This is a genomic window from Flavobacterium sp. UBA7680 (assembly GCF_002482975.1).
Classification (GTDB): domain Bacteria; phylum Bacteroidota; class Bacteroidia; order Flavobacteriales; family Flavobacteriaceae; genus Flavobacterium.
Genome location: NZ_DLHA01000039.1, coordinates 21,666 through 44,744 on the forward strand (window position 1 = coordinate 21,666; position 23,079 = coordinate 44,744).

Annotated in this window: 26 protein-coding genes and 1 tRNA gene; 11 read left to right on the forward strand and 16 right to left on the reverse strand. The window is 33.3% G+C overall.

What is annotated here, in order from left to right:
- Positions 1-250: 250 nt before the first annotated feature.
- The 5 genes from pyk to B3C18_RS17635 all read right to left on the reverse strand — a co-directional run bounded on the left by pyk (position 251) and on the right by B3C18_RS17635 (position 4,786).
- Positions 251-1,684, reverse strand: a complete 1,434-nt coding sequence (pyk, locus tag B3C18_RS17615) for a pyruvate kinase (protein WP_291149532.1) — start codon at positions 1,682-1,684, stop codon at positions 251-253.
- Positions 1,685-1,689: 5 nt separating this feature from the next.
- Positions 1,690-2,178 carry an IPExxxVDY family protein gene (locus B3C18_RS17620; RefSeq protein WP_053472898.1) on the reverse strand — a complete coding sequence of 163 codons (489 nt, stop codon included), beginning with the start codon at positions 2,176-2,178 and terminating at the stop codon, positions 1,690-1,692.
- A 125-nt stretch (positions 2,179-2,303) separates the two neighbouring features.
- On the reverse strand, positions 2,304-3,044 hold the full coding sequence (gene rnc / locus B3C18_RS17625) for a ribonuclease III (protein WP_291149536.1): 741 nt from the start codon (positions 3,042-3,044) through the stop codon (positions 2,304-2,306).
- 9 nt (positions 3,045-3,053) lie between these two features.
- Positions 3,054-4,307, reverse strand: a complete 1,254-nt coding sequence (gene fabF, locus B3C18_RS17630; protein WP_291149539.1) for a beta-ketoacyl-ACP synthase II — start codon at positions 4,305-4,307, stop codon at positions 3,054-3,056.
- A 242-nt stretch (positions 4,308-4,549) separates the two neighbouring features.
- Positions 4,550-4,786: an acyl carrier protein gene (locus B3C18_RS17635; protein ID WP_007137004.1), complete on the reverse strand. Its 237-nt coding sequence runs from the start codon at positions 4,784-4,786 to the stop codon at positions 4,550-4,552.
- A gap of 175 nt (positions 4,787-4,961) precedes the next feature.
- Between B3C18_RS17635 and purN the strand changes: the two genes are divergently transcribed.
- Positions 4,962-5,540: a phosphoribosylglycinamide formyltransferase gene (gene purN / locus B3C18_RS17640; RefSeq protein WP_291149542.1), complete on the forward strand. Its 579-nt coding sequence runs from the start codon at positions 4,962-4,964 to the stop codon at positions 5,538-5,540.
- Positions 5,541-5,680: 140 nt separating this feature from the next.
- On the forward strand, positions 5,681-6,160 hold the full coding sequence (gene rnhA, locus B3C18_RS17645; protein WP_291149545.1) for a ribonuclease HI: 480 nt from the start codon (positions 5,681-5,683) through the stop codon (positions 6,158-6,160).
- 71 nt (positions 6,161-6,231) lie between these two features.
- Here the strand turns inward: rnhA and B3C18_RS17650 are convergent, their stop codons facing one another.
- Complete coding sequence (locus B3C18_RS17650) at positions 6,232-6,579, reverse strand: DUF6249 domain-containing protein (protein ID WP_056207430.1); 348 nt, start codon at positions 6,577-6,579, stop codon at positions 6,232-6,234.
- A 310-nt stretch (positions 6,580-6,889) separates the two neighbouring features.
- On the opposite strand from B3C18_RS17650, the gene B3C18_RS17655 reads away from it, so the two are divergent.
- The 7 genes from B3C18_RS17655 to B3C18_RS17685 all read left to right on the forward strand — a co-directional run bounded on the left by B3C18_RS17655 (position 6,890) and on the right by B3C18_RS17685 (position 12,650).
- Positions 6,890-7,477 (forward strand): RNA polymerase sigma factor, encoded by a 588-nt coding sequence (locus B3C18_RS17655; RefSeq protein WP_291149549.1) that lies wholly within the window; start codon positions 6,890-6,892, stop codon positions 7,475-7,477.
- Positions 7,461-7,856, forward strand: a complete 396-nt coding sequence (locus B3C18_RS17660) for a hypothetical protein (protein ID WP_291149550.1) — start codon at positions 7,461-7,463, stop codon at positions 7,854-7,856. Before B3C18_RS17655 ends, B3C18_RS17660 begins: the two co-directional genes overlap by 17 nt.
- A gap of 47 nt (positions 7,857-7,903) precedes the next feature.
- On the forward strand, positions 7,904-8,821 hold the full coding sequence (locus B3C18_RS17665; RefSeq protein WP_291149553.1) for an alpha/beta hydrolase family protein: 918 nt from the start codon (positions 7,904-7,906) through the stop codon (positions 8,819-8,821).
- Between the two features lie 161 nt (positions 8,822-8,982).
- Positions 8,983-9,237 carry a hypothetical protein gene (locus tag B3C18_RS17670; protein ID WP_291149556.1) on the forward strand — a complete coding sequence of 85 codons (255 nt, stop codon included), beginning with the start codon at positions 8,983-8,985 and terminating at the stop codon, positions 9,235-9,237.
- Positions 9,195-9,536 (forward strand): type II toxin-antitoxin system RelE/ParE family toxin, encoded by a 342-nt coding sequence (locus B3C18_RS17675; RefSeq protein WP_291149559.1) that lies wholly within the window; start codon positions 9,195-9,197, stop codon positions 9,534-9,536. Before B3C18_RS17670 ends, B3C18_RS17675 begins: the two co-directional genes overlap by 43 nt.
- Before the next feature lie 210 nt (positions 9,537-9,746).
- A complete protein-coding gene (locus tag B3C18_RS17680) occupies positions 9,747-10,670 on the forward strand; it encodes a PfkB family carbohydrate kinase (protein ID WP_291149561.1) in 924 nt (307 codons plus the stop codon).
- An 81-nt stretch (positions 10,671-10,751) separates the two neighbouring features.
- Complete coding sequence (locus tag B3C18_RS17685) at positions 10,752-12,650, forward strand: amidophosphoribosyltransferase (RefSeq protein WP_291149564.1); 1,899 nt, start codon at positions 10,752-10,754, stop codon at positions 12,648-12,650.
- A 483-nt stretch (positions 12,651-13,133) separates the two neighbouring features.
- Here the strand turns inward: B3C18_RS17685 and B3C18_RS17690 are convergent, their stop codons facing one another.
- The 4 genes from B3C18_RS17690 to B3C18_RS17705 all read right to left on the reverse strand — a co-directional run bounded on the left by B3C18_RS17690 (position 13,134) and on the right by B3C18_RS17705 (position 16,511).
- Entirely contained in the window at positions 13,134-13,745 is a 612-nt protein-coding gene (locus B3C18_RS17690) for a superoxide dismutase (RefSeq protein WP_053472908.1), read from the reverse strand.
- Positions 13,746-13,884: 139 nt separating this feature from the next.
- Positions 13,885-14,511 (reverse strand): aminoacyl-tRNA hydrolase, encoded by a 627-nt coding sequence (pth, locus tag B3C18_RS17695; RefSeq protein ID WP_291149569.1) that lies wholly within the window; start codon positions 14,509-14,511, stop codon positions 13,885-13,887.
- Positions 14,512-14,836: 325 nt separating this feature from the next.
- The gene (locus B3C18_RS17700; RefSeq protein WP_291149571.1) at positions 14,837-15,448 is read right to left on the reverse strand and encodes a 50S ribosomal protein L25/general stress protein Ctc; all 612 of its coding nucleotides are present in this window, start codon (positions 15,446-15,448) and stop codon (positions 14,837-14,839) included.
- Between the two features lie 121 nt (positions 15,449-15,569).
- The gene (locus B3C18_RS17705; protein ID WP_073484226.1) at positions 15,570-16,511 is read right to left on the reverse strand and encodes a ribose-phosphate pyrophosphokinase; all 942 of its coding nucleotides are present in this window, start codon (positions 16,509-16,511) and stop codon (positions 15,570-15,572) included.
- A gap of 289 nt (positions 16,512-16,800) precedes the next feature.
- Here B3C18_RS17705 and B3C18_RS17710 point away from each other — a divergent pair.
- Positions 16,801-16,880 (forward strand) — tRNA-Leu (locus B3C18_RS17710).
- Between the two features lie 64 nt (positions 16,881-16,944).
- Here the strand turns inward: B3C18_RS17710 and B3C18_RS17715 are convergent.
- Positions 16,945-17,085, reverse strand: coding sequence for a hypothetical protein (locus B3C18_RS17715; RefSeq protein WP_192186437.1), 141 nt, complete (start codon positions 17,083-17,085; stop codon positions 16,945-16,947).
- A gap of 187 nt (positions 17,086-17,272) precedes the next feature.
- Between B3C18_RS17715 and B3C18_RS17720 the strand changes: the two genes are divergently transcribed.
- Complete coding sequence (locus B3C18_RS17720; RefSeq protein WP_291149575.1) at positions 17,273-18,139, forward strand: hypothetical protein; 867 nt, start codon at positions 17,273-17,275, stop codon at positions 18,137-18,139.
- 43 nt (positions 18,140-18,182) lie between these two features.
- Here B3C18_RS17720 and B3C18_RS17725 read toward each other — a convergent pair whose 3' ends face one another.
- The 5 genes from B3C18_RS17725 to B3C18_RS17745 form a co-directional block, all read right to left on the reverse strand.
- A complete protein-coding gene (locus B3C18_RS17725) occupies positions 18,183-18,644 on the reverse strand; it encodes an OsmC family protein (protein WP_291149578.1) in 462 nt (153 codons plus the stop codon).
- Positions 18,645-18,944: 300 nt separating this feature from the next.
- Positions 18,945-20,123, reverse strand: a complete 1,179-nt coding sequence (locus tag B3C18_RS17730; RefSeq protein WP_291149579.1) for an aldose epimerase family protein — start codon at positions 20,121-20,123, stop codon at positions 18,945-18,947.
- Positions 20,124-20,217: 94 nt separating this feature from the next.
- The gene (gene araA, locus B3C18_RS17735; RefSeq protein WP_291149582.1) at positions 20,218-21,726 is read right to left on the reverse strand and encodes an L-arabinose isomerase; all 1,509 of its coding nucleotides are present in this window, start codon (positions 21,724-21,726) and stop codon (positions 20,218-20,220) included.
- 80 nt (positions 21,727-21,806) lie between these two features.
- A complete protein-coding gene (locus B3C18_RS17740) occupies positions 21,807-22,508 on the reverse strand; it encodes an L-ribulose-5-phosphate 4-epimerase (protein WP_291149584.1) in 702 nt (233 codons plus the stop codon).
- On the reverse strand, positions 22,492-23,079 hold a 588-nt coding region (locus tag B3C18_RS17745; RefSeq protein WP_291149587.1), incomplete at its 5' end, for an FGGY-family carbohydrate kinase. The genes B3C18_RS17745 and B3C18_RS17740, both read right to left, overlap by 17 nt.

Genomic DNA, 23,079 nt, shown 5'->3' on the forward strand with positions numbered 1-23,079 from the left:
ACAACTATTTTTTAACGTTTTGTTAAGTATCTCAAAATTAAGTAATAAAAACACGAATAATCCTATTATTAAGGCTTTAGGTTGTTGCAAATTATAACTTGCAACATGAAAATGGTTTTATTTTGCTCCATGGTGTTTCAAATTATAACTTGAAACGTCAGGATTTATAAATTGAAGAATATATAAAACAAAAAAAATCCACCCGAATGGGTGGATTTGATTTTAAAATATCGTGATCTTAAAAAGAAAACTATTCTATTTCTGAAACTCTCATGGTATTAACCATTCCTTTTTCTTTAATTGGCATTGCAGCAAGATTGATTAAATAATCTCCTTTTGATGCATACCCTTTTTCAACTGCAATTTTATTTACATCTGTTACAGTATCATCTGTACTAACTTCATTATCATAGAAGAATGATTTAACTCCCCATAATAAATTCAATTGTGTTAAGATTCTTCTGTTTGAAGTAAATACTAAAATATGTGCCGAAGATGGTCTCCAAGCCGAAATTTGGAAAGCTGTGTAACCGCTGTTTGTTAAAGTACAAATTGCTTTAGCTTCGATTTCGTTTGCTAATAAAGCTGCCTGGTGACAAACTGTTTTAGTAACAAAACGTTTTGTTTTAATTTGTGGTGTGTTTTGTGGAACACGAATTAGCGGAGAATCCTCAACAGCCTCGCAAATTTGTGTCATTCTTTGAATAACTTGTACAGGATAATTTCCAGTTGCAGTTTCTCCAGATAACATTACAGCATCTGCACCGTCCATTACTGAGTTAGCAACGTCATTTACTTCTGCTCTTGTTGGCGTTAAACTTGTAATCATTGTTTCCATCATTTGTGTAGCAACGATAACAGGAATTCTAGCCGTTTTTGCTCTGCGAATCAAATCTTTTTGTACTAATGGTACTTCGTGAGCAGGAAGTTCAACTCCAAGATCTCCACGAGCAACCATTAAACCATCGCAATATGCTACAATTTTATCCATGTTCTCAAGAGCTTCCGGCATTTCAATTTTAGCAATAATTGGAATTTTATATTCTGAATGCTTAGCGATTAATTCTTGTAAATCTTGTAAATCGCGAGGAGTTTTCACGAATGAAAGTGCGATCCAGTCTACTTTTTGTTCAATTGCAAAAATAGCATCTGCAATATCTTTTTCAGTTAAAGCTGGTAAAGAAATTTTTGTGTTTGGAAGATTAACCCCTTTTTTAGATTTTAATTCTCCACCCTGAATAACTTTAGCAACAACTTCTGTTTTTTTATCTGTTGAAACAATTTCGAAAATAAGTTTACCATCATCAAGCAAAATTCGCTCTCCAACATTTACATCATTTGGGAAATTTTGATATTTCATGAATGCTTTTTTTGCATTTCCGATAATATCTTCTGCTGTAGTGAAAGTAATTTCGTCACCATCATGTACAACCGTTCCTTCTTCCATTACACCAACTCTAAGTTTTGGTCCCTGCAAATCTCCTAAGATTGCTGTAGTGTAACCAAACTCTTCGTTCAGGCCTCTAATAATGTTAATTTTTTCCTTTACTCCTTCGTAGTCTGCATGCGAAAAATTGATTCTAAACACATTCACCCCTGCGTCGATCATATCCTTGATAATCTCTCTCGTACCACATGCAGGGCCTAATGTAGCTACAATTTTGGTTTTCTTGTTTGTTAACATTTTTTTTAAAAAATTAGATTGTTTTTTGATTTTATTTTATTGGTATCCACAGCATAAATTGCTGCAATACTTTCTATTGAATTTAGTTGTTGCTGAATTTCTGAAAAATCGACAGCCTCCTCACTGTTATCGATTTTCAGGAAAAAATCTACTTTTTTGAATTCAGGAAGTAAATGAATTGTTGTAGAAACCTCACTTGTTTCATTAGAAAACAAATTCTGGAAATCATTTGTACTCACAGAAATGATCTCATTTTTATTCTGAATCAAATTCCACGATACAGCTTTCTCAGAATCATAATAATAAAATCTCGAAAAATTTGCCTCACCTTCTTTAGTCTGAGCATGGATCTCGTTTTTGCTCTTACTTAAGTTAATCGGAAGGTTCTTATTGATAAAATAGGCCAGTCTATAATCTTCTAATGAAGTATGAATTGCCATTAAATAATAATCAATTTCGTCAAATTCGTCTAAATCCAATCTATGAATAGCCATGTCATGAAAAATCAAGTTGTAAATATACTATTTCTAACGGAGCATCAATAGTTATAAGCAGCTAGTTTTTGTTAATTTATAAACGAAAACGATTTAGCATTAAGAAAATTACATCAAAATTGTAATTATTTCTTATCTATTTTTTCCTGAAATGCAAAATATGCTCTTTGTGAAGCTTTCTCTTCTGCTTTCTTTTTTGAAGTTGCCCGCGCTCGTGCGATCACCCTATCGTCTATACTTAATTTGACACCAAACAAGCGTTGTCCGTCAATACCATTATCTTCGAAAATGTCGTAATGAAAGATCCTCTTTTCTTTCTGACACCATTCGATAACTAAACTTTTATAACTAATTACTTTTCCTTCCAGTCTTGCAATATCGACATAAGGGGTAATTACTCTTTTTTGAATAAATCTTTCACAATACGAATACCCTTTATCCAAATAAATAGCACCAATCAGCGATTCGAAAATATTACCATGAATATTTTCTCCAAAATGCTGAACAGGTACTTTACTTTCTACAAAACGCACTAAATTCAAATCTTTGCCAAGTTCATTTAAATGTTCGCGGCTTACAATTTTTGAACGCATTTTTGTTAAATATCCTTCGTCTCCATTTGGCGCCTTATTAAACAAATGCGCAGCAATTACAGCACTTAGCATAGCATCTCCTAAAAATTCTAAACGTTCGTAATTTATAGGATGTCCTGCTTCATCTAATTTATTTGACGATCTATGGGTAAAAGCTTTTTTGTAAAATTCAATATTTACAGGCTGAAAACCAAGAATTTTCTGAATAGTGTCAAAAAAAATCCCGTCTTCTAGAGAACGGGATTTAGAAAATATTTTTTTGATAATATTCATATACGAAAATTAGTCAGCGATTTTTTTAAATAACACACAAGCATTGTGTCCGCCAAAACCAAATGTGTTACTCATAGCAACATTCACTTCTCTTTTTTGAGGTTGGTTTAAGGTAAGGTTTAATGCAGGATCAATATTCTCATCAACTACTGTATGATTAATCGTAGGAGGAACAATACCGTGTTTCATTGCTAAGATAGAAGCAATAGCTTCAATAGCTCCGGCAGCACCAAGTAAATGTCCTGTCATTGATTTTGTAGAGTTGATATTGATATTCTTAGCGTGCTCGCCAAAAACTTTACTGATTGCTTTTAACTCAGCAACATCTCCAAGTGGAGTAGAAGTTCCGTGAGTATTGATATGATCAACATCTTCAGGGTTCATTCCAGCGTCTCTAAGCGTATTTTTCATTACTGCAATAACTCCAATTCCTTCCGGATGTGGTGCTGTTAAATGGTAAGCATCAGATGACATTCCGCCTCCGCCAATTTCACAGTAAATTTTTGCGCCTCTTGCTTTTGCGTGTTCGTAATCTTCAAGAACTAAAGCTCCTGCTCCTTCTCCTAAAACGAAACCATCTCTGGTTGCATCAAAAGGTCTTGAAGCTGTTTCCGGACTATCGTTTCTTGTTGATAAAGCGTGCATAGAGTTAAAACCTCCCATACCGGCAATGGTAATTGCAGCTTCAGAACCACCAGATACAATAATATCACACATTCCTAAACGAATGTAGTTGAAAGCATCAATTAATGCATTTGCAGAAGATGCACATGCAGAAACCGTAGTATAATTTGGTCCCATATACCCGTTACGCATAGAAATATGCGCTGGAGCGATATCGGCAATCATTTTTGGAATAAAAAATGGATTGAACTTTGGAGTTCCATCCCCTTTTGCATAATAAATTACTTCTTCCTGGAATGTTTCTAAACCTCCAATTCCTGCTCCCCAGATAACACCAACTCTTGTTTTGTCGACATTATCATCTGTAAGTCCAGCATCTTTAATAGCTTCATCACTGGCAGCAACTGCATATTGAGCAAATTTATCTAATCTTCGAGATTCCTTGCGATCCATGTAATCTTCAATATTGAAGTTTTTCACTTCGCAGGCAAATTTCGTTTTATGCTTCTCTGTATCATAATATGTGATAGGAGCGGCTCCGCTTACCCCATTCACAAGTGCATTCCAATAATCCTGGATATTATTCCCGATAGGAGTAAGTGCACCTAATCCTGTTACCACAACTCGCCTTAATGTCATAAATTATGTATTTTGTGTCTTTAAACAAATAAAACCCACGCTTTCTTAACAGTTTTGTTACTTAAGAGCCATGGGTATTACAATATAAATATATCTTTTTGATTGAAAACCAATCGAAATTTAAATTTAAAAAAATAATAACACCCGATTTCTAGAAATTCCAATTTTTTTAAAAAACAAATTCCAATTTTGGAATTTGGACATTCAAACTTTGGAATTTTTAAAATTCGGGTGTGGTATTATTATTTTTTAGCTTCCTCGATATAAGAAATAGCTTGACCTACAGTAGCAATGTTTTCTGCTTGATCGTCTGGAATTTGAATATCAAATTCTTTTTCGAATTCCATAATAAGCTCAACAGTGTCTAATGAGTCAGCTCCCAAATCATTAGTGAAGCTTGCTTCTGTTACAACTTCGTTTTCGTCAACACCTAATTTGTCTACGATAATCGCTTTTACTCTTGATGCAATGTCTGACATAATCTTTAATTTTAGAATTTAATTTGTTGGCAAAAATAAAAAACTTTATTTTAAAACAACTATTTAGTTTATAAATGTGACACTAATTTATAAAATTAATTTCAAGAAAGGTCTTTTAAAGCTATTTATTTTCGATTTTTATTCCGTTTTTTGCATTCTCAAAATAAATTCTATTATGAAAAAAATTATCGTTTTTGCCTCAGGATCAGGAACTAACGCAGAAAACATTATAAAATATTTTTCGAACATCGAAATTGCAAAGGTCGTTTCGATTTTTACAAATAATGCTTCGGCAAAAGTTATTGAAAGAGCAAAAAATCATCAAATTCCAGTTGAAATCTTCGAAAAAAACGAACTTTTAGAAAGAAAAGTATTACAAAAAATACAAAAAATCGACCCGGATTTGATTGTTCTTGCCGGTTTTTTACTGAAATTTCCTGAAAACATAATTGAGCAGTATCCAAACAAAATTATAAACATTCATCCTGCACTTTTACCTAAATATGGAGGCAAAGGAATGTACGGAATGCACATTCATAGGGCGATAGTTAATAATAAAGAAAAAGAAACTGGAATTTCTATTCATTATGTAAATGAAAATTATGATGAAGGCGGAATCATATTTCAGCAAAATGTTCTTTTAACTGAAGAAGATACGCCAGAAACGGTAGCTGAAAAGATTCACGAATTAGAACAAAAACATTTTCCTGAGATTATTCATAGAATTCTGGAAGATTCAGATTCTAAAATTTAAAACCATATAAGTTATATAAGATAATTTAAGGCTGGCGTTTAAAAAATACTAAAATCAGAATGAACTTTTAAATAACCTAAGAAATATAAGACAATACTTTAAATGGACTTATATAACTTATATGGTTAACAAAAAATAAAATGACCCAACACGAAGTACATATATATACAGATGGCGCTGCAAAAGGAAATCCGGGAAATGGCGGCTATGGCGTGGTCATGGAATTGGTTGGAACTCCGCATAAAAAAGAATTTTACGAAGGTTTTCGCCTTACTACTAATAATAGAATGGAACTTTTGGCTGTAATTGTTGGTTTAGAAAAACTAAAAAAGCCAAATATGAAGGTTCTGGTAATTTCTGACTCTAAATATGTAGTGGATTCTGTTGAAAAAAAATGGGTTTTAGGCTGGGAGAAAAAGAAATTTGCCGGCAGAAAGAATCCCGATTTATGGAAACGCTTTTTAATTATTTATCGTAAACATCAGGTAGATTTTAAATGGATAAAAGGTCACAATAATCATCCGCAAAACGAACGCTGCGATGAACTTGCCGTTATGGCATCAGCACAGCCCAAGCTTTCTATAGATGTTTATTACGAAACCATTGGATCTAAAGAATAACAAAAACGCGTTTAAAACAATTGCTTTAAACGCGTTTTTTAATTACTAACTTAAAATCTTTACGTACTCTACTACTCTTTGTCTAAATCTTTTGCGGTTTTAAATCCTACCAAAAGCCCAATACCTGCCATTATAAAAATAATTGAAGGATAAACTGCACCATCGTTAAGAGATGTGTAAGTTGTAATAAGCAAAGCAAGAAAAATTCCAAGTCCGCTTCCTATTAATAAGAAAGCCAGATTTACAACAAAGATTTTCCATGCCGAACCGCCATTTATTTTTCCTTTTAAAAATATACTGGCATCAACACCTTTTTCAATAAGAGCCATACGCTCTCTATTTCTTGTTGAATAAATAAGATAGACAATCCCGAAGATCATCAAAAAAAGACTAAGCGGTATTAAAACTTGTGGTCCCATAATTTTATGTTTTTATTAATTGATTGATACTCCATATGACGAGGCTTTTTAAATTGAGGTTACAGGTTTTGTGAAAAAAATTCAAATTTTAAATCCCAAATTCCAAAAGTTACTGATTATCAGTTATTTTTGATGTAAAAATAATTTCAATGCCGCAACTTTGTCAAAGTTTAAAACTTTGACAAAGTTCTATACTATATATAAGTATAACCAAATTGGAATTTAAATTAAGAATTTGTGCTTTCAAAAAAAATGAAATTTATTTTAAATTTCTTGTAACCTAAAGAAATAAAGTGTCGTCCTATATAATATGAGTACAATAAATGATCAGCATTATATCGATAAAGTTTTGCAGGGACAAACCAATGCGTTTGCCGTGTTGGTTGATCGTTATAAAGATATGATCTTTACTTTGGCACTCAAAATGGTAAAAAACAGAGAGGAAGCAGAAGAAGTTTCGCAAGACACGTTTATCAAAATTTATAATTCTTTGAGCAAATTTAAAGGCGACTCGAAATTTTCAACCTGGATTTATAAGATTGCTTATAATACTTGTCTGGACAGATTGAAGAAAAGTAAAAAAGAGGATTTAAATATTTCGATAGATGATTTCTCATCTCATTTAATTAAAACAATGGATACCGCTTTAAGCGTTTTAGAAGACAAAGAACGAAAGCAAACTATTCAAAATTGTTTAAATTTGTTACCAAGTGAAGAGAATTTCCTGCTGACTTTGTTTTATTTTGAAGATCAAAACTTAGAAGAAATTGGAAAAATCATGAGCATTAATACTAATAATGTCAAGGTAAAATTATTTAGAAGCCGACAAAAATTAGCCGTAATTTTAAAAAAGCAGTTAGAACCAGAAATAGTAGAGTATTATGAAAGAGGAAGATAAAAATATAGAAAATCTTATTGAGAAAATGATGGCTGAAAATACACTTCAATCACCATCTGCTGACTTTACTTCAAATATAATGTCAAAAATTCTTGCTGCCGAAGAAGTAAAAATCAAACCTTATAAGCCTCTAATTTCCATCTCAACGTGGATTTTTATTGGATTTACTTTAGCTCTTTTGGTTGTTTATAATGTGTATTTTACCGGAGCAGAAAATAATTTAGAAATAGGGAAATCGTATACAGATAAAATCTCAGCAATTGTTTCTGGTATTCATATTTCTAAAACTACATTATATGCTATTTTAATAGTTCCTTTTATGATTTTAATTCAAATTGGGGTTTTGAAAAATTATTTTGATAAGAAATATCAGTTATAGATTAATTCAAGAAATGAAAGCAATTTATTTAATTAAGATTTAAAAAAATGAAAAATAAACTGGCATTTTTTAAAAGCATTATAAAAGCAAAAAAAATACGCCAGTATTATCTCTTAATGTTGTTGTTTTTCACTAGTTATGCATCAGCAATTCCACCAAACTTTACAATTAAGGAAATAAAATTTGTTAGTGAAGGAGTTTCACTCGCCGGAACTATTTTTACACCTAACAACGTACAGTCAGCCGTTGTGATTGTTCATGGATCTGGGCAAGAAAAAAGAATGATAAACTTTGCTGCAATTCTAGCCAACAACGGAATTGCAGTTTTAACGTATGATAAGCGTGGTGTCGGCGAATCAGCTGGTTTATATGCTGGACCAGAAGTAGGAACTAACAATGTTGATTTCTCAAATCTAAATCTTTTATCTTTAGATGCGAGTGCTGCTGTAAATACTTTATCTAAATATTTATCAAATGATCAAATATCAATAGGTTTAATAGGAGGCAGTCAAGCTGGGTGGATAATTCCATTGGCTGCAGAGAAAAACAACAAAGTCAAATTTATGACAATCTTTAGCGGAGCTCTTATAACGGTTAAAGAACAATTGAGATTCCAATTTTATACAGATGGAGATCAAAATTTTTGGAATACGCACTCAGAAGAAGATGCAAGAAAACATGTATTCAATGACCCGGACAAATATGAGTTTATTGATACAAATCCTAATGATGTTCTTTCTAAATTATCAATTCCAGGAATCTGGATTTTTGGAGGCAAAGACATTCAAGTTCCTATAAAGCTATCAATCGAATATCTTGATATATTAAAGTCTAAAGGAAAACTTTATGAATATAAATTATTTCCAAACTTGGGACACAATACTGCATTTTCAGACTCTGAAGAGCCTATGAAGGATGCAATCAATTGGATTAAAAATATAGACAAATTAAAGAATCGCAAGTAAAAAAAGATAGGCAATATCACCAACAGCGGTTACAAATATCTTTAAGCTTTTAGAAAAAAATCTTTTTATAAGAAGTATCCGTTGTAACTGTTAAAAAAAATTATATCAACAATGATGAATTTATTTATCATAACTTTGTAAAGTTCATTAAATTCATGAAAATGATACAGAAAACCATTACTCCTAAAGATAAAATTGTGAATCTTTCTTTTGAGATTCCAAAGAATTATGTTGGAAAAGCATTAAAAGTATCTATTGATTTTGAAGATGAAAGTGATCAAATTGAAAGCAATTTATCTAAAGAAGATTTAATGGAATGGATAAAAGTTGCTGAAAAATCCCCAAAGATGTCTCTAGAAATGTTTAATGAAAAATGGGAAGAGAAAAAGCTGAAAATTCAAAACAATATACGTTAGATATATCTGAAAATTATTTTCAAACCTTAGAAGAAATTGTTGATTATATTGCTTTCGAAAAACTTCAACCATTAAATGCGATTAAAATTGGTAATGGAATAAATAAAGCAATGAATAAAATAATTCAGAATCCTTTGATTTATTCTCAATGTGAAAACTTGCCAACTAAAACCAAGATTTATAGAGAAGCTACATACAAAACTTGGCTGATTATATTCAAAATAAAAAACAATCACATTACAATTCTTGGCGTTTTAAGTGGAAAAAGAAAAGTTTCTTCATTTAAAAGACTCAGATAAAATTTTGACGTTTTTTTTCAAAATAAAACTTGCGATTTAAATCCGGAAAACATATTTTAAGCACTCCCAAAAACTAAATATAATTCATTCATTTACAATAGAATTAGATCCGAAATCGATATCTTTTTTTTAAGAAAATTTTGAGAACCTAAACCGTTGCAAGATTGTAACTTATAGAGTATCTTTGCACCCTAATTCGAAATTCATAAAATGAATAAATTATTGATTGTTGGAACGGTTGCTTTCGACGCGATTGAAACTCCTTTCGGAAAAACAGATAAAATTTTAGGTGGTGCTGCAACGTACATTGGTTTATCAGCTTCATTTTTCAACTTGCAATCGGCCATAGTTTCTGTAGTTGGCGATGATTTTCCTCAAGAACATTTAGACTTATTAACTTCAAGAAATATTGATATCTCTGGTGTCGAAATTGTAAAAGGCGGTAAAACGTTTTTTTGGAGTGGATTATACCATAACGATTTAAACTCTAGAGATACATTGGTTACTGAGTTGAACGTTTTAGCTGATTTTCAGCCAAAAGTTCCTCAAAACTATAAAGATGCTGATGTTGTAATGTTAGGAAATTTACATCCGTTAGTACAAAGCAGCGTTTTAGATCAATTAGAGAAAAAACCAAAATTAGTTGTTTTAGACACAATGAACTTTTGGATGGACTGCGCTCTTCCAGAATTATTAGACGTTATTAAACGTGTAGATGTTATTACAATCAATGACGAAGAAGCAAGACAACTTTCTGGTGAATATTCATTAGTAAAAGCGGCGGCTAAAATCCAGGATATGGGGCCAAAATATGTAGTGATCAAAAAAGGAGAACACGGCGCACTTTTATTCCACAACAGAGAAGTATTCTTTGCACCAGCTTTACCGCTAGAAGATGTTTTTGATCCAACCGGAGCCGGAGACACTTTTGCAGGAGGATTTTCTGGATTCATTGCACAAAGCGAAAACATTTCGTTTAACAATTTGAAAAATGCAATTATTTACGGTTCAAATTTAGCTTCGTTCTGCGTAGAGAAATTTGGAACTGAAAGGATGGAAACATTAAGCAAAGCAGAAGTAGCGATTCGATTACAGCAATTTAAGTCGTTAACTCAGTTTGACATAGAAATATAATGCCCAAAAGCCTCGATAACACGGGGCTTTTTTTATTACGTTAATACACACAACTTACAACAACACAAAATACAAGAAACAATGAGCGACGCTTTAAAACACGAATGTGGTATAGCCTTAGTTAGACTTCTCAAACCGCTTGAATATTATAAAGAAAAATACGGAACTGCTTTTTACGGAATTCAGAAAATGTATTTGATGATGGAAAAACAGCACAACCGTGGACAAGACGGAGCTGGTTTTGCAAGCATCAAACTTGATGTTGAACCTGGACAACGCTACATAAGCAGAGTTCGTTCAAATCATTCACAGCCAATACAGGATGTTTTTAAACAAATCAATGAGAGAATCAGTGAAGAGTTAAAAGCACAGCCTGAAATTGGTGACGATGTTCAAAAAATAAAATCGGAAATTCCATATGTTGGCGAATTGTTTTTAGGACACGTTCGTTACGGAACTTTTGGAAAAAACAGCATCGAAAGTGTACATCCATTTTTACGTCAAAGTAACTGGATGCACCGTAACTTGATTTTAGCCGGAAACTTTAACATGACGAATGTTAAAGAGCTTTTCGAAAACTTGGTTGAGTTAGGACAGCACCCAAAAGAAATGGCGGATACTGTTACGGTAATGGAAAAAATTGGCCACTTCTTAGATAAAGAAGTTATGCAATTGTACCAAGACTGTAAAGCTGAAGGTTACTCAAAAAGAGAAGCTTCCCCAGTAATTGCTGAACGTTTGGATATTGCAAAAATATTAGCTCGTTCTGCTAAAAATTTAGATGGTGGCTATGCAATGGCTGGTTTATTAGGTCATGGTGACGCTTTTGTTTTTAGAGATCCAGCAGGAATTCGTCCAGCTTATTTTTACCAAGATGACGAAGTAGTTGTTGTAGCTTCTGAAAGACCTGTTATTCAAACTGTATTTAATGTTCCGTTTGAAAGCGTTCAGGAAATCGATCCAGGTCACGCTTTGATTATCAAAAAAAGTGGAAAGGTTTCGATGCAGCAAATTTTAGAACCAACTGTAAAGAAAGCTTGTTCGTTTGAAAGAATTTATTTCTCAAGAGGAAGTGATGCTGAAATTTATCAGGAACGTAAAAACTTAGGTAAATTAATTTTACCTGCCGTTCTTAACGCAATTGACAGCGATACAGACAATACTGTTTTCTCTTATATTCCAAATACAGCCGAAACTTCATTTTATGGTTTAGTCGAAGCTGCTCAGGATTTCTTAAATCAGAGAAAAAATAATTATATTCTAGAAAATAGAAATACACTTACTGCAGAGACGCTTCAGGAACTTTTAGCTGTAAAAATACGCACCGAAAAAGTGGCTATTAAAGATGCTAAACTTAGAACCTTTATTACTGAGGACAGCAGCCGTGACGATTTAGTAGCTCATGTTTACGATGTTACTTATGGCGTAATTAAGCCAGAAGACAATTTGGTTATTATTGACGATAGTATTGTTCGTGGTACTACATTAAAAATGAGTATCATTAAAATGATGGATCGTTTGAAACCCAAACGTATTGTTATTGTTTCATCGGCGCCACAAATTCGTTATCCTGACTGCTACGGAATCGATATGGCAAAACTTGAAGGACTTGTTGCCTTTAGAGCTGCTTTAACTTTATTGAAAGAAAGAAACTTATATCATATTGTTGACGAAGTTTATGCTAAATGTAAAGCACAGGAAAATTTTGCAGACACAGATGTTGTGAATTATGTAACTGCAATTTACGATCAATTTACACCAGAAGAAATTTCAGATAAAATTGCTGAGATGTTAAGTTCTCCGGAAATTAATGCCGAAGTAAAAATTATTTTCCAAAAAGTAGAAGACTTACATATTGCATGTCCTAAAAACTTAGGAGACTGGTACTTTACAGGTGATTATCCTACCCCAGGAGGAAACCGCGTTGTAAACCGAGCATTTATGAATTTCTACGAAGGAAAAGACGCCAGAGCGTATTAAAAAAGTATTAACAAAAGGTTAATTTGTGCATTTCATCGGTTTTTTTTGCCGTTTATCCTGTTTGTTTGGTAAAAATGAAAAGCTACAATACTTTTGGGAAACCATAACATTAGTAGGTTAAGTTTATGGTAGATTTGGGGCAAAAAGGGTGGAAGAGATTCCACCTTTTTTATTGGAATAAACTCAAGTATTTCTCCTTTAAGTCATTATATTCATTTCATCGGATATATTTACCTTTCATCCGAAAAATTTTCTTAATAAAAATAAGTGTCATACATTTATAAAACCATAACATTAGTAGGTTAAGTTTATGGTAGATTTGGGGCAAAAAAGGTGGAAGAGATTCCGCCTTTTTTATTTTCTTTTTTTAGAGAAGAGAAAAGAACAAGATTATAGAATAAAGATGAGACTTATAGATATACAAAAAAAAAGACGAGTACCTTTCGGCACTCGTCTTTTCTCTTTATTCTTTGCTCTATTTTCTTATTTATCTAAAGCATATCTTCTAGCAACTTCTGTCCAGTTAATTACACTGAAGAAAGCCTCAATATAATCCGGTCTTCTGTTTTGGTAGTTTAAGTAGTAAGCATGTTCCCAAACGTCCATTCCTAAGATTGGAGTCCCACCATTACCAGCAACTTCTGGCATTAATGGATTATCTTGATTTGGAGTACCTACAACTTCTAATTTACCTCCTTTAAGTACTGTTAACCAAGCCCATCCTGAACCAAACTGAGTTGCTCCAGCTTTAGCAAATTTTGCTTTAAACTCTTCGAAAGTTCCAAAAGAATCTTCGATAGCTGCTAATAAATCTCCTGTTGGTAATCCTCCTCCGTTTGGAGACATTACTGTCCAAAATAAATTGTGGTTGTAAAAACCTCCACCATTGTTACGAACTGCAGCGTTAGATTTATCTAAGTTAATTAAGATATTTTCGATTGTTTTTCCTTCTAAATCTGTTCCTGCGATAGCAGCGTTAAGATTTGTAGTGTATGCATTGTGGTGCTTTGTATGGTGGATTTCCATTGTACGCGCATCAATATGTGGTTCTAATGCATCATATGCATAAGGTAATTGTGGTAATTCAAAAGCCATGGTATAAGGATTTTTATGGTTTATAATAATTTATCCCAAATTTAGACATTTAACTTTGGAATTGAAAATACTATTTCGTTATAATTCAATTTAATTAATTGATAAATCGATTTTTTAAAATATAAATAACTGAAAATCTTTATTTTCCATTAAAGGTTGTCATTGTATTTTCTAATCCGGCTGTTCCAAAAGATCTAATAATTTCAGCTGAAGTTTCTAAACGTTCCGGTAATTTTGAATTTTCGTCGTCATTCCATTCTCCTAAAACATAATCTATCTGCTGTCCTTTTTTAAATTGATCGCTGATTCCAAATCTAAAGCGGGTATATTGCTGCGTATTCAAAACCAGATTAATATTTTTCAATCCGTTATGACCTCCATCGCTTCCTTTTGGTTTGATTCTGATTGTTCCGAATGACAGGTTTAAATCGTCTGTGATTACCAAAATATTTTCCAACGGAATATTTTCTTTATCCATCCAGTATTTTACTGCTTTTCCGCTAAGGTTCATGTAAGTGTTTGGTTTAAGCAGAAAAAATGTTCTTCCTTTAAACTTATATTCGGCTAAAGACCCTAGTTTTACAGTTTCAAATGAAAGGCTTTCTTTTCTGGCTAAAAAGTCTAATACTTTAAATCCAATATTATGTCTTGTGTTTACGTAGTCGGCCCCAATATTTCCTAAACCAACGATTAAATATTTCTTCATATTATCTATGTTCTCTTCTTTTTGTGTTGATGAAAACAGTTTTGTTATCCATTTTATCATGTTTGCAAAAGTAAGATTAATTAGAGAATGTGCCAATTGGTTAATTAGATAATTATTTTTAACCACGAAGATTGTTTAAGATGGCACACGGATGACGCGGATGAAACAGGTTTGCATTAATTTTTATTTTCTTTTTGTCAGGCTGAGCGAAGTCGAAGCCCTGTAAGATACTCGACAATCTGAATTCCATGCTTTGCGTGGGCTTCGACTCCGCTCAGCCTGACAGCAATAAAAAAACTTAGTATCTCAGCACCTTAGAAACTTAGATGCTAAAAAAAAAGCACCAATCTTTCGATTGATGCTTTTTGTATTGAGTTGAAAAAAATTATTTTTTCTTTCCTTTTGCAGGAGCTTTTGCAGCTTTTGCAGCTTCTTGAGCAGCTTTCATAGCAGCACGAGAAATTCTTACTTGAGCAACAACTGTGTTCTCTGGGTGCATGATTTTGTATTCTGGTTTTCCAACTTTAGTAACATATAATTTGTTACCCATTTCAAGTGGAGTAATATCCGCTTCAACAAAATCAGGAAGATCTTTAGGTAAAGCTTTTACTTTTAATTTACGAGTGTTTAAACGTAAAACACCTCCAGCAAGAACACCTTTAGATGTACCAACAATTTTCACAGGAACTTCCATTGTGATTTCTTTATCATCAAATAATTGGAAGAAGTCAATGTGTAAAATTTTGTCAGATACAGGGTGAACCTGAATGTCTTGCAAAATTGCATTGAATGATTTTCCTTTTCCAAGTTCGATCACAACTGTGTGAGCGTTTGGAGTGTAAACCAAGTTTTTGAATGCCGCAGCGTCCGCTGAGAAATGTACTGCCTGATTTCCTCCGTATAACACGCAAGGAACCGCTCCAGCATTACGTAAGGCTTTAGTTGACACTTTGCCCACGCTTTCTCTTTCTGATCCTTTAATTGTAATCGATTTCATTGTAAAAAAATATAGTTATTAATAAATATTCTTAATTTGCTTTAAGCTTTAGGCACTAGGCTTTACGCTTTTTAAAATGAGAAACAAAAGCTTACGGTTTAAAGCCTACAGCCTATTGCTTTTACATTATAAATTTTCCACTAATGGAATTATTGTGGTGCACCATGTGCATAACTTCTGCAAAAAGAGGTGCACAACTCACTACTCTAATTTTATTTGATTCTTTCTTTAACGGGATTGAATCTGTTACGATTAATTCTGTTAATTTCGAATTTTCAATTTTCTCATACGCACCGCCAGATAAAATAGCGTGTGTACAAATTGCTCTTACGCTTAGTGCTCCTTTTTCGATCATTAAGTCGGCTGCTTTTGCTAAAGTTCCTCCTGTATCGATCATGTCGTCTACTAAGATTACGTTACGACCTTTTACTTCACCAATCAATTCCATAGTGTCGATAACGTTGGCTGCTTTTCTTTGTTTATAGCAGATTACTACATCTGATTCTAAAAACTTAGAGTAAGCATAAGCTCTTTTTGATCCTCCCATATCCGGAGATGCAATAGTTAAGTTTTCTAATTCTAAACTTTGCACGTAAGGTAAAAAGATTGTAGATGCAAATAAATGATCTACCGGTTTTTCAAAGAATCCTTGAATTTGATCTGCGTGCAAATCCATTGTCATGATTCTTGTTGCTCCTGCAGCGGTTAATAAATTAGCTACTAACTTCGCTCCAATCGGCACTCTTGGTTTGTCTTTTCTATCTTGTCTTGCCCAACCAAAATAAGGCATAACAGCTGTAATATGTCTTGCTGATGCACGTTTTGCTGCATCAATCATTAATAACAATTCCATCAAATTATCTGCAGATGGGAAAGTTGAACACACAATAAAAACACGTAATCCTCTGATTGACTCTTCGTAAGACGGCTGAAATTCTCCGTCGCTATACGTTGACATCGTTACTTTTCCTAACGGAATTCCGTATTGTTCTGCAATTTTTTCTGCAAGATAAACACTTTGTGAACAAGCAAAAATTTTAGCTTCTGGTTCTAGGTGCGACATTATAATTTGTTGTTTTTGCTCCGCTGCGCTCTGCACAATTCGGCTTTATTATTTTCGTAAAGCCAGACCTGTATAAATGCCTCGGGTGTAGTTAGTTGTGTGTGCGTCGTTTTAACGAGGTGCAAATTTATAAAATTTATTGGACACTGAAAGGAAATATTTAAGTATTTTTAGTAGATGATTTAATTTTATTTTTTACATTTGCACCGTGTTAAAGGAATGGGCACATTTTTGATCTCATTCTATTGCGTTAAAATAACTGATTTATCGTTATTTTTTCGTCTGCTAAGCCCGGATGGCGGAATTGGTAGACGCGCTGGTCTCAAACACCTGTGGGAAACCGTGCCGGTTCGACTCCGGCTCCGGGTACAAAAAACCTCTTCATTTATTGAAGAGGTTTTTTTTGGTTTTAGTACTTCCAGGCTTTACTCATTTAATCCTTTGGCTTATGGATATGAGGCTTCAAATCAGGATGTTTTGGTTGATTTGGTGGATTAACTCGCCTTCTTTCATCTGGTTTTCCATCTGGCTTGTTCGGTTTTGGACCTGGCTTAATTGCTTGAATTTTTTCCATGATAAATGTTTTAAATTAAATAATTTTCTCTACTTGACTTTTTGATAAGTCAATCTTCTATAAACAAATAACAGCAATAAAATCATCATGTTATTATGGAAAACCATAATTAGAAAACTTATTCAGACAAAAACAAATAAAATTCTTAATATAGATATATTTGCTTTAAACCTGAAAAGATTAAACAATGAGTTTTAGCAAACCTTTCCACAGAAATTATCGTCCTTTAAAAAAAAGTCCTAACTCAGGATATAGTAGTTGGGCTTATATTGTTGACCATTCTTACTCTGACAATCCCGAATATTATACAAGAGCTTTTTCAATTATTCAAGAAGATGTGATCAAATTATTTGAATTTGTTGAACCATCCGACATTAACAATTCAACATATTCTTTCAGAATACATGAATTGCTAACCAGAATTTGTATTGAAGTTGAAGCAAATTTCAAAGCGATACTAAGAGAAAACATCTTTAATCCAGTGGATAGACATGGTGCAATTCGTCAAGAAAACAGTTGGAAAATAACAGATTTTGCTATTGTAAATAAAACACATCATTTAGATGACTATTCAATCAAACTCCCTTTTTGGAAAGGAAGCACGAATATTAGAAAACCATTTTACGAATGGAAGCAAAACAAACCTTTGCCATGGTATCAAGCTTACAATAAATCGAAACACGATAGAGTTCATAATTTTGAAGTGGCAAATTTTAGCAATTTAATTGATGCTTATGCAGGTCTATGTATACTACTTTCTTCACAATTTGGAACAGAAGATTTTAAACCTGGCAGTCAAAGTCTTGGGGTAAATACAGATTCTTATTTTGGAGGAGGTTTTGCTATCGGTAATTTCTTAATTGTTGACTGGCCTGATGATTGGAATGATACTGAACTTTATGATTTTGATTGGTCAAGTCTTAAAAATGAAGCCATTCGCTTTAATAAAATTAATTATGATACTATAATTGATCTAATTATTTATTTAACTTTTCATATGCATAAGATAATCTCTTTAAATCTTCAACGTATAAATTCGACAATTCAAAACTAAATGGTACAAAAAACCTCTTCTTAACGGGAGAGTTTTTTTTCATTTACACTACTTCACAACTCGCCTCATGCAAAACAGGAAAATTACAAGAGTTAGCAATAAAACACAATTGATTTGCTTTTTGATGCAGTTCTAAAGCTAATTCAATTTGGTCTGGATTTGAAATTTTTACTTTTGGATATAACCTAACCTCAACGAAACGTCCGCTTCCGTCTGGAGAAACTTCGAGTGTTGCCTCGGCATTGTCTGAATACTCGAGAATTTCTATTCCGTTTTGAGAACACACATATAAGTATGACATCATATGACAGGAAACTAAACTGCTCAATAATAAATCTTCAGGATTAAATAATGATGGATCTCCTTTAAACGCTTTTGCTGCGGAAACATCTAAAAGAGATTTTCCTTCAATTTTAATTTGATGGTTTTTGCTGTAAATTTTTGAAGTTGAATTCTTTACTTTTTTTGAAGTCCAATTTAGCTCTGCTTTAAAAAGATGTTTCATTTCGTTCTCGTTTACTTTTGCTAAGTTAAGATTTTTATAGATCAGGAATGAATTAATCTCAATAGTTGCAAAGCTTAAACACAATCTTGTCATTTCGACGAAGGAGAAATCTTCGTAAGTAACTCTACAAAGATTGGAAATTTTGATTGCGGAGTTTCTTACGAAGATTTCTCCTTCGTCGAAATGACAAAAATGAGAAAAATTCTTTGTCTCGATAAGCAATTTTATCCATAAAAAAACCTCGAAAGCATAAACTTCCGAGGTTCCTTAGAGAATTAAACGAATAAACAAATTCTAAAACTATTTCTTCACTGAGAATTTGAAGGTAGTTTTAGTTTTGTATTTTTCTCCCGGGTTTAAAACCGTTGTTGGGAAATTTTTCTGGTTTGGAGAATCCGGATAATGTTCTGTTTCTAAACAAAGTCCGGTTCTGTGAGCGTATGTTTTTCCGTCGCGTGTTGGCAGAGTTCCGTCAAGGAAATTTCCTGAGTAAAACTGAATTCCAGGTTCATCTGTAGTTATTTCTAAAACTCTTCCGCTTGGTGCGTGATATACTTTTGCAATGATTGTTTTTCCTTTTTCAGGATTGTTCAATACCCAGCAGTGATCGTAACCTTTTCCTCTTTCTAATTGTTCATTTTTAACTTCGATGTCTTTTCCAATTAATTTTGGTTGTCTGAAATCGAAAGGTGTATTGGCAACATCTTCTAATTTTCCTGTTGGAATTAAAGTCGCATCAACTGGAACAATTTTATCAGCATTTAAAGTCAATTCATGATCTAGGATAGTTTTAGAAAAATCTCCAGATAAATTGAAATAAGTATGCTGTGTTAAATTTATAACTGTTTTCTTGTCTGTTTCAGCTTCATACAAAACCTCTAATTCATTATTATTAGTCAACGTGTATGTTACAAAAACTTTTAGATTTCCAGGATAACCTTCTTCCATATCTTTACTTAAATAAGATAATTTTAAAGAAGCTGTTTCACCTGATTTAATTTCCTCAGCTTTCCAAACCACTTTAAAGAAACCTTTTGGTCCGCCGTGTAAAGCATTTGGAGCGTTATTGATTGCTAATTGATACTCTTTTCCATCTAAAGTAAATTTTCCTTTAGCAATTCGGTTTCCAAATCTTCCAATTAAGGCTCCAAAAAACGGATTTTCTTTTTCGTATTCTGCCAAAGAATTGAATCCAGTTACCACATTTTCAGAAACTGCTTCTTTATTCGGAACTTTTAAATCCGTTATAATACCACCAAAAGTGATGATATCTACTTCCATTCCGTTTTGGTTTTTCAGCTTGTAACTGTCTATTTTTTCTCCTTTTGCAGTTGTTCCGTAAGAAGATTTTTCAATCGTTACTGCTGTCTTTTGATCTGAAACTGTCGAATCCATTTTTTTATCGCTTTTGCATTCAACTGAAACTAAAGCCAGACTTAGCAGGCCGATTCCAAAAATACAACGTTTTAATACATTCATAAATGATATTTTTTGATTATTGTAAAAAGTGAAATGTGAGAAGTTTAAAAGTAACAAAAAAACTTAGAACCTTAGAATCTCAGTAACTTTAAAATTATAGTCCATGCTGAAACAAATGAAAGTAAGCTTCATTAGCATTGATCTTATCTTTAAACTCTCTTACCGTAGTTTTTTCATCAATAACCAATAATTCGATTCCGGCGATATCAGCGAAATCTTCCATGTATTCTGTTGTTAATGACTGACTGTAAACGGTGTGATGCGCTCCACCTGCTAAAATCCATGCTGTTGCTGCGATCTCAAGGTTTGGTTTACAATCCCATAAAACTCTGGCAACTGGTAATTTTGGTAATTCTGCCAATGGTTTAACCGCTTCAACTTCGTTTACAATCAAACGGAAACGAGTTCCCATATCAACCAAAGAAACATTAATTGCATCTCCCGCAGGTGAATTAAACACCAAACGCGCCGGATCTTCTTTTCCGCCAATTCCTAACGGATGCACTTCGCAAGAAGGTTTTCCATCAGCAATAGAAGGACAAATTTCTAACATGTGAGATCCTAAAACATATGATTTTTGAGGTGTGAAGTGATACGTATAATCTTCCATAAAAGAAGTTCCGCCTTCCAAACCAATGTTCATTACTTTTAAAGCTCTTACCATTGCAGCTGTTTTCCAGTCTCCTTCACCACCAAAACCATAACCATCGGCCATTAATCTTTGTGTTGCAATTCCCGGTAATTGTTTCCAAACACCAAGGTTTTCGAATGTATCTGTGAAAGCTCCAAAACCTCCTTCTTCAAGGAAAGCTCTTAAACCTAATTCAATTTTTGCCGCTTCCGCTAAAGAACTTCTTTGCGCACCGCCTTCTTTTAAAGAATCAGTTAAAATATAAGAAGATTCGTAAACCGCTAATAAATCAGCTAATTGTTTGTCGGTTACTTTTTCAATATGTTTAGTTACATCTGAAGAATCGAATCCGTTTACTGAAACTCCAAAACGAATTTGAGCTTCCACTTTATCACCTTCTGTAACGGCAACTTCACGCATATTGTCACCAATACGAGCTACTTTTAAGTTTTGAAGTTCATCCCAACCTAAAACGACTCTTGACCAAATTCCTAATTTTTTCTGAACTCTTTCGTCTTCCCAATGTCCTACAACCACTTTACGCTTTTTACGCATTCTTGACATGATGAAACCGAATTCACGATCTCCGTGAGCCGATTGATTCAAGTTCATGAAATCCATGTCGATAGATCCCCACGGAATTTCAGCATTATATTGTGTATGCAAATGACATAATGGTTTTTTCAAAATGCTCAAACCGCCAATCCACATTTTTGCTGGTGAAAAAGTATGCATCCAGGCAATAATTCCGATACAGTTTTTCTCTGAATTCGCAGCCAAACAAACATCTAAAATCTGCGAAGGAGATTTCACCACATCTTTGTAAACCACTTTTACTGGTATTGAAGATGATGCATCTAATCCTTTTGCAATAATCTGTGAATGTTCTGCTACTTTTCTAAGTGTTTCTTCACCATATAATTCCTGGCTTCCTACTACAAACCATACTTCTTTTTGAGATATATCTATCATGCTGTTTAATCGTTTATTTGTTGAATTGTTTAATCGTTTTGCAGATTAATCTAAAATCTGCACTCTAAAATCTAAAATCATTACTGTCCGTAATACGAATCTTTTCCGTGTTTGCGGTTGTAATGTTTCTTTATTAATGAATCTTTTAATTTTGCAGCATTTGGATTTATTTGCAAAGTCAGGTAAGCCATTTCGGCAACTACTTCCAGAACTTTACTATTGTAAACCGCTTTTGCTGCGTTTTTTCCCCATGCAAATGGGCCATGATTTCCTATCAAAATCATTTCTACTTCTTCGTAGGAAAGATTTTTTTCTTTGAAACAATCTAGAATCTGAATTCCGGTATTGTGTTCGTAGTTTCCTTCGATAAGAGAATCTGCCATTGGCGGTGCGCACGGAATATCAGCTGTTAAATGATCGGCATGCGTTGTTCCAAAAATTGGAATATCTTTTTGTGATTGTGCCCAAGCCACAGAATAAGTGGCGTGTGTATGTGCAACGCCTCCAATATTTGGCCAATTTTTGTATAAATAAGCATGCGTTTTAGTGTCAGATGACGGACGCATAGTTCCTTCAATAACATTATTGTCAAAATCGACAATCACAATATCTTCCGGTTTTAAATCTTCGTAAGGAACACCACTTGGTTTAATGGCAAAAACCCCGTTTTTTCTGTCCACAGCGCTCACATTTCCAAAAGTATATACCACCAAATTCAATGCATTTAACTGCATATTGGCTTCGTAACATTCCTGTTTTAAATCTTTATAAAGAGAGCTCATGTTCCGATATTTTAAGGTTTGGATCTGCAAAAGCACTTAATTGTTCGTATCCTAAAAGCAGTTTATGATACGCTGCTACTTTATCTAATTGAGGAAAATATTCTCCGTCGAAATCACTTCCTATTTTTTGACTTGCTTCGATTACGTTTGGATAAATTCCTGCTGCAACGGCTGCATAGATTGCTGCGCCTAAAGCCGGAGTCTGATCTGAAGCTGCGATTTTGATTGGCTTGTTTAAAACATTTGCCAATGTCTGCATGATAAAAGGAGATTTACGGGCAACACCGCCAATTCCGATTACGCTATCGATTTTTACTCCTTCTTCTTCGAAACGATCTACAATTTTCTTGGCTCCAAAACAAATTGCGTTTACTAAAGCTTTAAAAATATGTGGTGCTTTTGTTCCTAAAGAAAGGTTTGAAATTGCACTTTTTAATTCTTGGTTTGCATCTGGAGTTCTGCGTCCGTTAATCCAGTCTAAAGCAATTGGAAGACTTTCTGAAAACGGAATTTTCTCTGCTTCTTTTGTCAATTCTACAATTAATTTATCGCTGAATTCTTCTCTTAATTG